The sequence below is a fragment of the Lysobacter enzymogenes genome (assembly GCF_017355525.1).
Classification (GTDB): domain Bacteria; phylum Pseudomonadota; class Gammaproteobacteria; order Xanthomonadales; family Xanthomonadaceae; genus Lysobacter; species Lysobacter enzymogenes_C.
On sequence record NZ_CP067395.1, the window covers coordinates 3,041,813 to 3,055,494 of the forward strand.

The following is a 13,682-nucleotide window of genomic DNA, read 5'->3' on the forward strand; positions in this document are numbered from 1 at the left end:
GCGGCGCTCATCCGAGCGCCGCCTGCAGCGATTCCGGCCGATCCTGCGCCGACCAGTCCGGCAGCAGTTCGTCGAGCATGAACGACGCGCCGCCGCGGGTGCGGTAGCGATGCATCATCAAGGCCACGCCGGCGCCGCCGGTGCCGTAGTCGCAGCTGATGCGGTTGAGCGACTCGCCCGGGAACGCCAGCGCATTGCCGCGCCGCACCGGGAACAGCATGCAGCCGGCCAGCAGCTTGCGCGAGCTGGCCATGGCCCGGTCTTCCCAGTCCGGGAAGCGCGCCAGATCCAGGTAGAAGTCGACGATGCCGGCCAGGCCGAGGAAATAGCCGGGGAAGATCGCGTACTTGCGGTCGCAGTCGACATGGATGTCGGCGACCGCCTCGGCGTAAAGCGGATCGCCGGTGACGTGCCAGTAGCGCAGGAAGGTCCGGCCGATGCCCGAGCTGCCCCAGCGCCAGTACGGCATCAGGCTCGGCGTGCGGTCGCGCGCGATCCAGCTCATGCCGCCTTCCTCGCGCCGGCGCACGGCCTTGTCCAGGATCCAGTTCAGTCCCTGCCGCCCGACCGCCAGATACGAATCGTCGCCGGTCGCCCGATGCAGGTACAGCAGGAACAAGGCGACGCCTGCGGTGCCGTGCCCGAGGCTCGCGGAAATGCCTTCGGGCGAGCTCCAGAAACAGCCGTCGTGCAGCTCCGGCTCGACCTCGCGGCTCTCGACCAGGAAGCGTCCGGCCTTTCTGGCTTCTTCCAGATAGGCGCCGTCGCCGGTGGCGAGGAAGAAACGCAGTTGCGCCATGCCCCAGCCGGCCGCGCCGTTGAACAGGTTCGGGGAACTCCACAGCAAGCGGTGATCCTTGGCGTGGCCGAGCATCGTCACCGCTTCGTCGCGCAAGCCCATCTCCAGCATCGACCAGGCGATGCCGGACAGGCCGATGTAGAGCCCCGGCGCATAGTTGACGCCGTCGACCGGATGCGAGCGGATCCACTCCAGCACGCGCGGATCGACATGCCCGCGGATGCGGTGCATGGCATAGGCGACGCCGCAGGCGCCGTGGCCCAGGCTCAGCGGATTGGTCTCGAACACGGTCGGATCGGCCGGGAACAGCCGGTCGCGGCGTTCGAAATCGGCGGCTTCGTCGCAATGCTCGAGCACCCGCGCGATGGTGTCTTCCAGGTCGGTGGCGTCGACCTCGTGGGTGCCCACATGCGGCGCGCGCGGCTCGTGCCCGACCGACAGGATGCGCAGGATCTCGTCGATGTCCGGCCGCTGCCCGGCATCGCGCGACAGCAGGCGGCGGATCAGGTCGGCCAGGTGCGGCGGGAAATCGAAGTCGCGCTGGAACGCTTCGAGATAGCGCTCGTGCGCGTCGCGGTCGAGCACCAGCAGCGGGTTCATCGGGAACAGGCCGACCATCATCAGGCTGCCCAGGGCGTAGTAGTCGTCCTGGCGCGTGGCCATGCCGCGGTCCATCGCTTCCTGCGGCGAAAAACCCGGCGTCATCAGATGGGTCGGCAGGTCGATGCCTTCCTCGTAGGCGCCCTCGAAGTCGATCAGCTTGAGTTCCGGGTCCTCGCCTTCGCGTTCGATCACCAGCACGTTGGTCATCGACAAGTCGCTGAACACGATGTTGCGTTCGTGCAGCGCCTTGAGCATGTTCGCCAGTTGGGTGAACAAGGTGCGGTAGAGGCGGTAGTACTCGCGGCTCTCGTCGGGACCGGCGCGCGTGCGCATGGTCAGGCTGATGTTGGCGAAGTAGTTGCGCAGGGTGTTGCCGCCTTCCAGGTAGCTTTCGACCAGGTAGGCGTGCTCCCAGTCGATGAAGAAATCCAGCGGCTTGGCCGAGATGTTCAAGTCCTCGACCAGGCGCAGCAGCCGGTGTTCCTTCTTGGTCAGCTGCACCGCGTCGAGCCCGCGCACCGACACGTTGGTGTAGGGCCGCCCTTCCTTGATGACGACCTTGCGCCCCTCGTGCCGGTCCAGCGCGAGGTACACGCCGCCGGAATTGCTGACCGCGAGCGCGGCCTCGATCTCGTAGCGGCCGTGCTTGAGCGTGCCCGGCTCGGCATCGTCGACGGCCGCGGTGCTGAGCTTGAGGAACGGGTCCTCGACCTCGGGCGGCAGATGGAAGAACGGCGTGCGCTTGTCGTCGACGTAGTTGCCGTCCTTGTCCTGGATCACGTGCACGGCGGTGCCGCTGACGTCCAGGCGCTTGACCGGCAACAGGCCGCCGTAGCGGTAATGCAGGATGCGGTTGTCGCGATAACGGCGGTCGGACAGGATGTACGGCCCCCAGTAGCCGATGGTCGCCTCGTACAGCGATTCCAGCAGTTGCGCGCAGTGCTCGGTGTCGGTCGGGTAGACGGTGATGAACTTGCCCGACGCGCCGCGGCTCCAGCCCTTGCCGTTCGACAACCACAGCATGGTGCGGTCGGTCAGGAACTTGAAGGTCACTTTCTGTTCCGCCAGCAGCCGCACCACCGTCATCAGGATCGCCGGCGCATGCGCGGGCGTGGCGGACAAGTGGATTTTCCAGCCTTGCGCGGGAATCTCGGCGCCCTTGTAGGTGCAGCCGTACCAGACGTTGTGCTGCTGGATGTCCCACTCCTCGGGCAACAGGCGCCGCACCGGGTCGTAGAAGTGTTCGCGCGCAGGGCGGTAGCGCGATACCGGCTCGTAGTAGTCGCCGCGGACCAACGAATACAGCACCTTGTCCCCAACCAGCATCTCCGCCATGTCCCTCTCCCTGCCGATGTCGCGGCTGCGTCCCGCATTGGATCGCGTGTGGTACTTCCCCATGAGTTGCCGTCGGCGTCGCTGCGCGATCCGCATCGCGGACGCGCGCAGGCCCGCAAGAGAGAGGGAGCGCGCGCTCCCTCTCGACCCGCCGAGGCAGGCGATAACCGAACGGCCGGCTTACACCGCGGTCGGAATCGTCTCGCAAACGCAGGCGTTGCAGCTCGACGTCGAACCCGACGTCGCGGTGCTGTCGCCCGGCTGCTGCTGGTCGTTGTAGGTCGGCAGTTCTTGCAGCTTGAGGATGCGGTCCATTGAAAACTCCTTGTCGATTGATGAAAGGAACATCATTCCTGGCACCTCGAAACCTCCTTCCTGAAGGCTCCTCGGACACGCCCGGACGCGGCTGGCGCCGGGATCCGGTCTCGCTTCGCATCAAGCCCTGCAGTGCTTGACCGCTCCGCCGGCCTCCGTTCCGGCGAAATCCCAAAGGCGATGAGGCACAGCCTCGGACGTGGAGGCGCGCACAGGGAGCGGTCGTTCGGGGGAGGGGCCGCGCACTTCCTAGTGGCGGCAACGCAAGCTCTTTCCTGAGTGCAGAGTCACGACATCCAGCAGCCGTCCTTTGCTCGTCGGGACGCATCGTGCTCATCGGAAAATCGATAAAACAGTGACCGTATCGGCGAATCGAAGTTTCTCGCCGGCGGTACGCGGCGAAGCTGCGGCTCGCGCAAGTCGAATCGACGCATTGGGAACGCGCTTGTTTTGCGAAACCGCAACTCGCCTGAGCGGTTTGGTCTGTCGCGAATTCCCGCAAAATCCAGGAAAAACAGCTTGTATCGCATCGCGATGGATCCCGCGCGTTCAGCGCGTTTCGGATTCGCCCGCGCGATCGCCGATCGCTACGGCGAGCGCGGTGCCGACGCAATCACATTTCGTCGCGATGCGGCGTTTCATGCTGCACTCGCAGCACCGCGGCGCGAACCGGCCCGCGTTGCGCGGACGAGCGCGGCGCTCGCGCCGCCGGCGATTACGGAACCGAGCGGCCGATGCGGCCGGTGTCGAATCCGTCGTCGAAGTTCAGCCAGATCAGGAACGCGCGTCCGACCAGATTGCTTTCCGGCAGATAGCCCCAGTAGCGGCTGTCGTCGCTGTTGTCGCGGTTGTCGCCCATAACGAAGTACTGCCCGGCCGGCACGGTCCACTCGCCCTCGGCCTGCTCCAGGCGGCGCATTTCCGCGCGCAGCAGGATGCGGTGGCGATGGCGGCCGAGCGTCTCCTCCAACTCCTGCGCGCCGGTCATCTCCGCGCCGCTGCGCACGCCGGCGTAGGCGCCGATGGGCCGCAAGGGCACCGCTTCGCCGTTGATCGTCAGCCGTCCGTCGCGGTACTCGACCCGGTCGCCCGGCAACCCGACCACGCGCTTGACCAGGTTGACGTCGGACTGCTGCACCGAATGGAACACCACCACATCGCCGCGCTCCGGCTCGCCCAGGGCCAGCAGCTTGTGGTTGCTGATCGGCAGGCGCAGTCCGTAGACGAACTTGTTGACCAGGATGAAATCGCCGGTCAGCAGCGTCGGCATCATCGAGTTCGACGGAATCCGGAACGGCTCGGCGAGGAAGGTGCGCAGCAACAGCACCAGCAGCAGCACCGGGAAGTACGATTTGGAGTAGTCGACGATCCACGGCTCCTGGCCGTCGTCGAGCAATCCCGCCCGCGCCAGCCGGCGCTTGGCGAGCACGTGCTTGTCGAGCAACCAGACCAGACCGCTGAAGGCGGTCAGCGAGACCAGCGCGATTTCGAACCAGCGCATCGTGCACTCCTTGTCGAAGCGTCCCTGATCCGGCCGATTTTGCCGATGCGCGGCGCAGCGGCGTCTGCCATAAGTCATGACGGCCGGCACGGCGGCGCAAGCGCGTGCGCAGCGCTCAGCGCGCCAGCGACTTCAACGTTTCCAGCGCGTCGGCCTCGGCCGCGGGCTTGTCGCGACGCCAGCGCAGGATGCGCGGGAAGCGCACGGCGATCCCCGATTTGTGCCGGCTCGACCGATTGACCGCCCCGAAGCCCAGTTCGAACACGTGCGTCGGCGTCACCGCGCGCACCGGCCCGAACCGTTCCAGCGTGTTGGCGCGGATCCAGCGATCGAGTTCGAGGATCTCGGCGTCGTCGAGCCCCGAATACGCCTTGGCGACCGGAACCAGTTCGCCTTCGTGCCACAGGCCGAAGGTGTAGTCGGTGTACAGCGAACTGCGGCGGCCGTGGCCGGCCTGGGCGTAGATCAGCACCGCGTCGATGTTCAGCGGGTCGATCTTCCACTTCCACCAATCGCCGCGCCGGCGCCCGACCCGGTACGGCGAATCGATGCGCTTGAGCATCAGGCCTTCCACGCCGCGCTCGCGCGAACCTTCGCGCTGCGCGGCGGCTTCGTCCCAATCGGCCGCCTGCAGCTGCGGCGACAGCGCGATGCGCGGATCGGAAAGTTCGCCGACTACAGCGGCGAGCGCGGCGCGGCGTTCGTGCAAGGGCCGCTCGCGCCAGTCCTCGCCGTCGAGTTCGAGCAGGTCGTAAGCGAGCATGCGCGCCGGCGCTTCGGCCAGCGTCTTGGGGCCGGGCTTGCGGCGCTGGATCCGGGTCTGCAGCGCGGCGAACGGCAGCGGCGCCGGCTCGCCGTCGCGCCAGGCGAGCAGTTCGCCGTCGAGCACGCAATCGCGCGCAAGCCGTTGCGCGGCGGCTTCGATCTCGGGAAAGCGGCCGTCCAGGCGCTCCTCGCCGCGCGACCACAGCGCGATGTCGCCGCGGCGCCGGATCAGTTGCAGGCGGATGCCGTCCCACTTCCACTCCAGCAGCCACTGCGCGGGCTCGCCGAGCGCTTCGGGCGGCTGCTCCAGCGGCGAAGCCAGGAAGAACGGATACGGTTGCTCGCGGTCGCCGCGTTGCGGCTGCGCCGACACCAGCCCGGCCACGAAACTCGGCGACGGCGCCCACGCGCCGAGCATGCGCTGCGCGATCAGGGCGATGTCCACGCCCGACCATTGCGCCAACGCCTGCTGCACCAGCCGTTGCGAAACGCCCACTCGCAGCGCGCCGGTCAGCAACTTGTTGAACACGAAGCGCTGCTCCGGCGGCAGCTCGCGCCAGCCGCTCAGCACCGCTTCGCGACGCCGTTCGGGCTCGCTGCCGGCGACCGGCGCCAGCGTCTGCTCGATCCATGCGTGCAGCGGCCGCTCCGGCGCGGGCGCGGCAGGGTCGTTCAACAACAGGTTCAGGGTTTCGGCGAGGTCGCCGACCTGTTCGTAGCATTCCTCGACCAGCCACGCCGGCACCGCGGACTCCTCGGCGATCCAGTCGCGCAACTCGCGTTGATTGGCGATGCGCGCCAGCTTGCCGCCGGACAACAGCCACAGCGCCCAGGCCAGATCGGCCGGCGCCGCGCGGCCGAAGTACTCGATCAGCGCCGCGCGCTTGTGCGAGGTCGCGGTGGTGCGGTCGAGATCGCGGTACAGGGCGGCGAACGCCTTCATGCGCCCTCGCCTTCGAAGCCTGTCGCCAGCGCCGCAGCGTCGATGCCGTCCTCGCGCAGCACCCGCACCAGCGCGTCGGCGCGGCCGTGCGTGGCGAGCACGCGCTGCGCGCCGGTGGCGCGGATGCTGTCGAGCAAGGCGGGCCAGTCGGCGTGGTCGGAAATCACGAAGCCGCGGTCGACGTTGCGCCGGCGCCGGTTGCCGCGTACGCGCATCCAGCCCGAGGCGAACCCGGTCTGGGCGTCGCGGAAGCGGCGCATCCACGCCGAGCCGAGCGCCGACGGCGGCGCCAGCACCAGTTCGCCGGCGAACGCGTCGCGCGCGGCCGCGGCGGACGATCGCCCCGGCGCAGGCAATTCGGCCACAGGCCGGGTTTCCACCATCGCCACGCCGGCCTCGCGGTAGACCTGCACGCCGGCCTCGATCGCGCCGTGGGTCCACACCGGCCGGTCGTCCAACCCGCGCAGTTCGGCCAGCACGCGCTGCGCCTTGCCCAGCGCGTAGCAGCACAGCACCGCGGCTTCGCCGCGCTCGGCGCAACGCTCGCGCCATTGCGCGATCTGCGCGATCTCGTCGCGGGTATCGGGCCAGCGGTAGATCGGCAGGGCGAACGTCGCCTCGGTCACGAAGGTGTCGCAGGCGACCGGCTCGAACGCCGCGCAGGTCGGATCGCTCTGGCGCTTGTAGTCGCCCGAGACCACCCACACCCGGCCGCGCGCTTCGATCCGGACCTGGGCCGAGCCGAGCACGTGCCCGGCCGGGTGCAACGACACCCAGGCTTCGCCTATCTGGAACGGCGCGCCGTACTGGTGGGCGCGATAACGCCGCTCGCCGAGCCGCCAGCGCAGGATCGGCAGGCCCGCCGCGCTGGTGTGGTACTCGCCCATGTCGGGCCGGGCGTGATCGCCGTGGCCGTGGGTCACCACCGCGCGCGCGACCGGCCGCCACGGGTCGATGTAGAAGTCGCCGGACGGGCAGTACAGGCCTTCGGGACGCACCACCACCAGATCGTCCGGGCGTTCGTTCGCGCTCATAGCCGCCACTATATGGCGCAGCGATCGTTCGTTCGGCGTGGCGACGGCCCTGCCCCGTCCTTCGCGGCTCGCTAACCTGCCGGGTTACACCGTAAGCGCTGAATCGGGCTGCCCTTGAGGCGTTTATGATCGAACGACGCGTCTATCGCGCTGAAAACATCCAGGCCGCACGCGAAGCGGTCGTCGTGCTGCGCGAACAAGGTCTCGGCGAGGAAGCCGTTTCCCTGGTCGCGCGTTCGGACGTCGAACTCGAAGCGATTTCCGACCGGCACCACGACGCCGACGTCGATTTCGTCGACGCGGCCTCGCGCGGGGCCGGCGTCGGCGCCGTCACCGGCCTGCTGGCCGGGCTGGCGGCCACGGCGTTCCCGCCGCTCGGCATCACCCTGGCCGGCGCGGCCGTGCTCGGCGCGGTCGGCGCGGCGGTCGGGTCGTGGGCGTCGGCGCTGAGCGGCGAAACCCTGCCCGAATCGGTGCGCCGGCAGTTCGAGGAGGAAATCCAAGCAGGAAGGATTCTGTTGCTGGTCGACGCGCCTGCGGAAGACCAGGCACGGCTGCGCGCATCGCTCGAATCGGCCGGCCTGCGCGCGCTGGATCGGGTTGCGCCGTCAGCGGCGATCTGAGGACGGCCTGCGGGGCCGCCGTCTTCTGCGGCGCGGCAGAATCCAGTCCGCACTCGTGCGCGCGAGCCTCGCGCACCGCGCGCGCCTAGGCCCCGGTCTGACGATGCGGCGCGCGCACCGGCTTGGATTCGGGCGACTTGTCCTCGCGCAGCACGATCGACAGCACCACGATCGACAGCACCGCCAGGAACTCGCTCTGCCAGTTCTGGAACGATTCGAACCAGAACGTCGAACCGCCGACGTGTTCGACCAAGGTTTCCGGCGCGCGCCCTTGCAGCCGGCGCTCGTCGTTCTCGTGGCGCCAACTGCCGTAGGCGTGCAGCGCGAACGATGCGAGGAACAGGCCCATGAACGCCGCGGTCAGCGAATGCGAATACAGCGTGCGACACCATCCGCCCTTGCGCACCGGCCACGGCGCCGGACCCGGCTCGATCTTCTCGGGCTCCTCGTCGAACCCACGCGACTCCGCCGAACCGCGTTGCCGCAGCCACACCGTCAGCAGCACATACATGCTCATCTGCAGGAATTCGCTTTCCCAGTTCTCGAAGGTCGCGGAAATGAAGTGCCCGCTGTCGAAGTAAGCCCACAGGCCCAGCGGCGCCTGGCCCTCGCGCAGCAATTCTTCGTTCCAGGCGGCGCGGCCGGTCAGGATCTGGCCGAGCAGGAAGACCATGAAGATCGCGGCCAGCACCAGGCTGAGGCCGTTGCGCCGAAAGAAAGACGGTTCGCGTCGCATCGCCGGTTGCGCTCCGAACGCAGTGGAGTCGCAATCACGATCCGCCGGTCGGCGTTAGCGCGATGTTCACGCGAACGTTCACCAGCGCTGAATTTGTCGGGCCTTACGTTGCCTACACGCCAGCAACCCACCCGGAGACACCGATGGCCAGCAAGCGACACGACCGCGCGCAATTGAACGAACTGCTTTACCAGGCGCTGGAAACCGAAAGCGGCGGCATCAAGATCTACGAGACGGCGATCGAATGCGCCGTCAATGCCGACCTGCGCGAGGAATGGCAGGGTTACCTCGACGAAACCCGTCGCCACCACGAAATCCTGACCGCGGTGCTGACCGAATTGGGGCTCGACCCGAAGGCGCGCACGCCGGGCCGCGAGATCGTCGCCCACATCGGCGCGTCGCTGGTCAAGGCGATGCGCATGGCGATGGCCGCCGGCGACCCGCAGGCCGCCGAACTGGTCGCGGCCGAGTGCGTGGTGCTGGCCGAAACCAAGGACCACCAGAACTGGGAACTGATCGGCCACGTCGCCAAGAACAGCAGCGGCAAGGAAGCGGCGACGCTGATGGACGCCTATGAGCAGGTCGAAAAAGAAGAAGACCACCACCTCTACCACACCAAGGGCTGGGGCCGGGAACTGTGGATCGGCAGCCTCGGCTTCAAGGCGGTGCTGCCGCCGCCGGAGGAGGTCAAGCACGTGGAGACCGCGATCGGCGCTTCGCGCGCGGAGCAGGCGCGCGAGCGGATGTTGAAGAAGAACTGAGAGCGATCTCGCGCGAACCCCGCCGGCATCGGCGGCGAGTCGGCGCCGACGCCGCGAAAAGAAAAGGGGCTCCGCAGAGCCCCTTTTCGCCGTCTGGTTTTTTGCGACGCGTCCCGGCGCAGGACCGGCGACTTATGCGCTCACCCGCACTTCGAATACCCGCAGTTCAAGCACGTCGCGCACCCGTCCATGATGACCACGGCCTTGGCGCTGCACTTGTGGCACATCGTCGCGCTGGGCGGGAAGCTGGCGCCTTCGCCGGTCACGGTCACGTCTTCGTTGCGCGGGGCGACTACGGTGATCGAGCCGCCGGCGTCAGCGTTTTTTTTTGAGCGTTCCTCGTAGGCGCGGCGCTTCTCGGCGATGAGCTCGCGCTGCGAATCGCTCATTTCCGGGTCGTGGATCATGCCGATCGACTTGAGGTGGTCTTCGACTATCGCGCCGAGTTCGGCCACCAGCGAGGGCATGTACACGCCGCCGGCCTTGAAGTAGCCGCCGCGCGGATCGAACACGGCCTTCATCTCGTCGACCAGGAAGGTCACGTCGCCGCCCTTGCGGAACACCGCCGACATGATGCGCGTCAGCGCCACGATCCACTGGAAGTGGTCCATGTTCTTGGAGTTGATGAAGATCTCGAACGGACGGCGCGATTCGTGTTCGGTGCCGGCGTTGAGCACGATGTCGTTGATGGTCACGTACAGCGCGTGCTCGAACAGCGGCGATTTGATCTTGTAGGTCGAGCCGATCAGGATCTCGGGGCGTTCGATGCGTTCGTGCATCTGGATCACGTCGGCGGTCGGCAGCTCGGCCGGCGCGGCGGGCGCGCTCGCGGCGGCGGCCTTGGCGGCGGCGTCCTTCGCCTTGTCTTCCGGCGTGACCACGCTGTAGCCCTTGATTTTCTTTTCGATCTTGACGGCCATGGGCCCGACTCCTGCGTTGCTGCGCTGCGATTGCTGATGGGGGAACTCGTTGCCGGGCGGGGACGCCGCCCTGCCCTCTCCCGTCGCGGGACGGGAGAGGGGCTTCAGGGAACTCAGCGCTTGGCGGCCTTCTTGGCGGCTTTCTTGGCCGGCGCCTTCTTGGCCGCGGCCTTCTTCACCGCCTTCTTCGCGGCTTTCTTGGCGGGCGCTTTCTTCGCCGCCTTCTTGGCGGTCTTCTTGGCCGCGGCCTTCTTCGCCGGAGCCTTCTTCGCCGCGGCCTTCTTGACCGCCTTGACCGCCTTCTTCACCGCTTTCTTGGCCGCGGCCTTCTTGGTCGCGGCCTTCTTGGCGACCTTCTTCGCAGCCTTCTTCGCCGCCTTCTTCTTGCCGGTGGCCTTGGCCTTGAGCGCGTTCACTTCCTTCTTGGCCTCGGCGCTGGCCTTGGCCAGTTTCTTCTTGGCGGTGCCGACCGCTTTCTTGGCGGCCTTGCGCGCCCGGGTCGCGGTCTTCTTGACCGAGGCCACGGCTTCTTCGGCGCGGCTGGCGATGGCGGTGCCGAGATTCGACGCGGTTTCCTTCACGTTCTCGGCCGCCTGGGTCAGGGTCGCCGTCACTCCATTACCGTTGCTCATTGTGCCCTCCTCGTGGGCGGTTTCCGTCTGGGCGCGCATTCTGGCGAACGCGCTGGGCGATACGCTTGCGGTTGCAGCAATCGGGGTGTTGCCGGAGTGATGCTATACCCGCGGCGCGCTGTAAAAACAGAGGGCGCGCCGCACTGCGACCAACGGCGGAAAATCCGCGCGGCGCGAGGGATCGGAAAACCGGTCGGGCGCCGCGCTCCGCCCGCCGCCTGAACGGGAACGCCCGCCTGGCGCAGTCCGGCCCGCAGGCCGGCCGCGCGCGGCGGGCGCGCCGTCAGAACTTGCCGTAATAGCCTTCTTTCAGCGCGTCGAACAGGTTCGCGGCGGTGTGCATCTCGCCGTCGTATTCGATCTGCTCGTTGCCCTTGACCTCGAGCACGCTGCCGTCTTCGAGCTCGAAGCGGTAGGTGGTGTTCTCCAGGTCCGCTTCCTTGACCAGCACGCCCTGGAACGCGGCCGGGTTGAAGCGGAAGGTGGTGCAGCCCTTGAGGCCCTGCTGGTGGGCGTAGCGGTAGATGTCCTTGAACTGCTCGTACGGGTAGTCCGTGGGCACGTTCGCGGTCTTGGAAATCGAGGAATCCACCCACTTCTGCGCGGCGGCCTGGACGTCGACGTGCTCCTTCGGCGAGATGTCGTCGGCGGCGATGAAGTAGTCCGGCAGCCGGGCCTCGGCCTCGTCGCTGAACGGCATCGCCTTGGCGTTGATGAGCTCGCGATAGGCCAGCAGCTCGAACGAGTAGACGTCGACCTTTTCCTTGGACTTCTTGCCTTCGCGGATCACGTTGCGGCTGTAGTGATGGGCGAACGAGGGCTCGATGCCGTTGGAGGCGTTGTTGGCCAGCGACAGCGAGATGGTCCCGGTCGGGGCGATCGAGCTGTGGTGGGTGAAGCGCGAGCCGACCTCGGCCAGCTCGTCGACCAGCTCCGGCGCCACCTCGGCGACCCGCTGCATGTAGCGCGAGTACTTGGCGTGCAGGACCTTGCCGGGGATCTCCTGGCCCACGCTCCAGCCGTCGCGCTGCATTTCCGGACGCTTGCGCAGCATCTCGGCGGTGACGGCGAAGATCTCCTCCATGATCGGCGCGGCGCCCTTCTCCTTGGCCAGCGCCAGGCCCATCTCCCAGCCGGCCACGGCCATTTCGCGGGCGATGCGCTCGGTGAACTCGCAGGATTCGGCCGAACCGTACTTCATCTTCAGCATCGTGACCGTGCTGCCGAGGCCGAGGAAGCCCATGCCGTGGCGGCGCTTGCGCATGATCTCGTTGCGCTGCTGCTCCAGCGGCAGGCCGTTGACCTCGACCACGTTGTCGAGCATGCGGGTGAACACGCGCACGACTTCCTTGTATTCCTCCCAGTCGAACTCGGCGCGCTCGGTGAAGGCGTTGCGCACGAACTTGGTCAGGTTGACCGAACCCAGCAGGCAGGCGCCGTACGGCGGCAGCGGCTGCTCGCCGCAGGGGTTGGTGGCGCGGATGCTCTCGCACCACCAGTTGTTGTTCATCTCGTTGACGCGGTCGATCAGGATGAAGCCCGGCTCGGCGTAGTCGTACGTCGAGACCATGATCATGTCCCACAGGTGGCGCGCGCGGATGTGGCCGTAGATCTTGCACGCCACCAGGCCGTCGTCGCGGACCACGTAGTTGCGGTGGCTCGGCCAGTCGCGCCAGACCACCTGGTCGGCGTCGTCGAGGTCCAGGTCGCCGCGCTCCTTGATGTTGACCGGGAACACCAGCGGCCAGTCGGCGTCCTGGTCGACCGCCTGCATGAAGCCGTCGGTGATCAGCAGCGACAGGTTGAACTGGCGCAGGCGGCCGTCTTCGCGCTTGGCGCGGATGAAGTCCTTCACGTCGGGATGGCTGACGTCGAAGGTGCCCATCTGCGCGCCGCGGCGGCCGCCGGCGGAGGACACGGTGAAACACATCTTGTCGTAGATGTCCATGAAGGACATCGGACCCGAGGTATAGGCGCCGGCGCCGGCGACGAACGCGCCGCGCGGCCGCAGGGTCGAGAATTCGTAGCCGATGCCGCAGCCGGCCTTGAGGGTCAGGCCCGCTTCGTGGACCTTTTCCAGGATCCCGTCCATCGAATCCTCGATGGTGCCCGAGACCGTGCAATTGATGGTCGAGGTGGCCGGCTTGTGTTCCAGCGCGCCGGCGTTGGAGGTGATGCGGCCGGCGGGGATGGCGCCGCGGCGCAGCGCCCAGACGAAACGCTCGTACCAGTACTGCTGCTTGTCGCTGTTGGGCTCGGCGTCGGCCAGGGCCCGCGCCACGCGCTGGTAGGTTCCGTCGATGTCGGCATCGACCGCTTCCCCCGACTTGGTCTTGAGCCGGTACTTCTTGTCCCAGATGTCCTGGGACGCGGGCTGCAGCGCGATGTCCTGCTCTGCCGCCGGGTGCTTGACCGCCTCGAGGCGCACGGTGCTCATGCCTGTTTCATCTCCTTCAATGGCGGCGGGCCGTTGGGTTGCGCCCGCCGCCGGTGGTTTCTTTGTACGAAGTGCGGGGTGTGCTGAGTCACAGCACGGGTGGTGCCACAGCTACATCGGCGCAGCAGGTCGAACGGTCATCGGGACTTTCTTCTTTGTGCCCCGAAACGGAATGCCTGACTCACGTGTTGTGTATCGATTCACGTGTGTAGGAACCGTCGCGGGTGTCGCATCCGGGCGGGCGATGGCACCCAAATCCGGATTGTTCGCGGCGCGCC

Annotated in this window: 11 protein-coding genes; 2 read left to right on the forward strand and 9 right to left on the reverse strand. The window is 67.5% G+C overall.

Translation table 11 applies throughout. From position 1 onward, the window contains the following. Positions 1 to 7: 7 nt before the first annotated feature. From lanKC to JHW38_RS12730, 5 genes are all read right to left on the reverse strand, one after another. Entirely contained in the window at positions 8 to 2,737 is a 2,730-nt protein-coding gene (lanKC, locus tag JHW38_RS12710; RefSeq protein WP_207521696.1) for a class III lanthionine synthetase LanKC, read from the reverse strand. Positions 2,738 to 2,917: 180 nt separating this feature from the next. Beyond that, positions 2,918 to 3,052 carry a class III lanthipeptide gene (locus tag JHW38_RS12715; protein ID WP_206412139.1) on the reverse strand — a complete coding sequence of 45 codons (135 nt, stop codon included), beginning with the start codon at positions 3,050 to 3,052 and terminating at the stop codon, positions 2,918 to 2,920. A gap of 715 nt (positions 3,053 to 3,767) precedes the next feature. Further along, positions 3,768 to 4,553 carry a signal peptidase I gene (gene lepB, locus JHW38_RS12720; protein ID WP_207521697.1) on the reverse strand — a complete coding sequence of 262 codons (786 nt, stop codon included), beginning with the start codon at positions 4,551 to 4,553 and terminating at the stop codon, positions 3,768 to 3,770. Between the two features lie 115 nt (positions 4,554 to 4,668). Then, complete coding sequence (locus JHW38_RS12725; protein WP_207521698.1) at positions 4,669 to 6,261, reverse strand: ATP-dependent DNA ligase; 1,593 nt, start codon at positions 6,259 to 6,261, stop codon at positions 4,669 to 4,671. Continuing rightward, positions 6,258 to 7,295, reverse strand: a complete 1,038-nt coding sequence (locus tag JHW38_RS12730) for a ligase-associated DNA damage response exonuclease (protein WP_207521699.1) — start codon at positions 7,293 to 7,295, stop codon at positions 6,258 to 6,260. Before JHW38_RS12730 ends, JHW38_RS12725 begins: the two co-directional genes overlap by 4 nt. A gap of 125 nt (positions 7,296 to 7,420) precedes the next feature. On the opposite strand from JHW38_RS12730, the gene JHW38_RS12735 reads away from it, so the two are divergent. Further along, the gene (locus JHW38_RS12735) at positions 7,421 to 7,918 is read left to right on the forward strand and encodes a hypothetical protein (RefSeq protein ID WP_207521700.1); all 498 of its coding nucleotides are present in this window, start codon (positions 7,421 to 7,423) and stop codon (positions 7,916 to 7,918) included. Between the two features lie 85 nt (positions 7,919 to 8,003). Here JHW38_RS12735 and JHW38_RS12740 read toward each other — a convergent pair whose 3' ends face one another. Then, the gene (locus tag JHW38_RS12740) at positions 8,004 to 8,654 is read right to left on the reverse strand and encodes a DUF6766 family protein (protein WP_207521701.1); all 651 of its coding nucleotides are present in this window, start codon (positions 8,652 to 8,654) and stop codon (positions 8,004 to 8,006) included. 143 nt (positions 8,655 to 8,797) lie between these two features. On the opposite strand from JHW38_RS12740, the gene JHW38_RS12745 reads away from it, so the two are divergent. After that, entirely contained in the window at positions 8,798 to 9,415 is a 618-nt protein-coding gene (locus JHW38_RS12745) for a ferritin-like domain-containing protein (protein WP_207521702.1), read from the forward strand. 140 nt (positions 9,416 to 9,555) lie between these two features. On the opposite strand, the gene JHW38_RS12750 is transcribed toward JHW38_RS12745, so the two are convergent. The 3 genes from JHW38_RS12750 to JHW38_RS12760 all read right to left on the reverse strand — a co-directional run bounded on the left by JHW38_RS12750 (position 9,556) and on the right by JHW38_RS12760 (position 13,404). Next, positions 9,556 to 10,335 (reverse strand): NrdJb, encoded by a 780-nt coding sequence (locus tag JHW38_RS12750; RefSeq protein WP_207521703.1) that lies wholly within the window; start codon positions 10,333 to 10,335, stop codon positions 9,556 to 9,558. A gap of 113 nt (positions 10,336 to 10,448) precedes the next feature. After that, entirely contained in the window at positions 10,449 to 10,967 is a 519-nt protein-coding gene (locus JHW38_RS12755; protein WP_207521704.1) for a hypothetical protein, read from the reverse strand. Positions 10,968 to 11,250: 283 nt separating this feature from the next. Further along, positions 11,251 to 13,404: an adenosylcobalamin-dependent ribonucleoside-diphosphate reductase gene (locus JHW38_RS12760; protein ID WP_207521705.1), complete on the reverse strand. Its 2,154-nt coding sequence runs from the start codon at positions 13,402 to 13,404 to the stop codon at positions 11,251 to 11,253. Between the last annotated feature and the right edge of the window lie 278 nt (positions 13,405 to 13,682).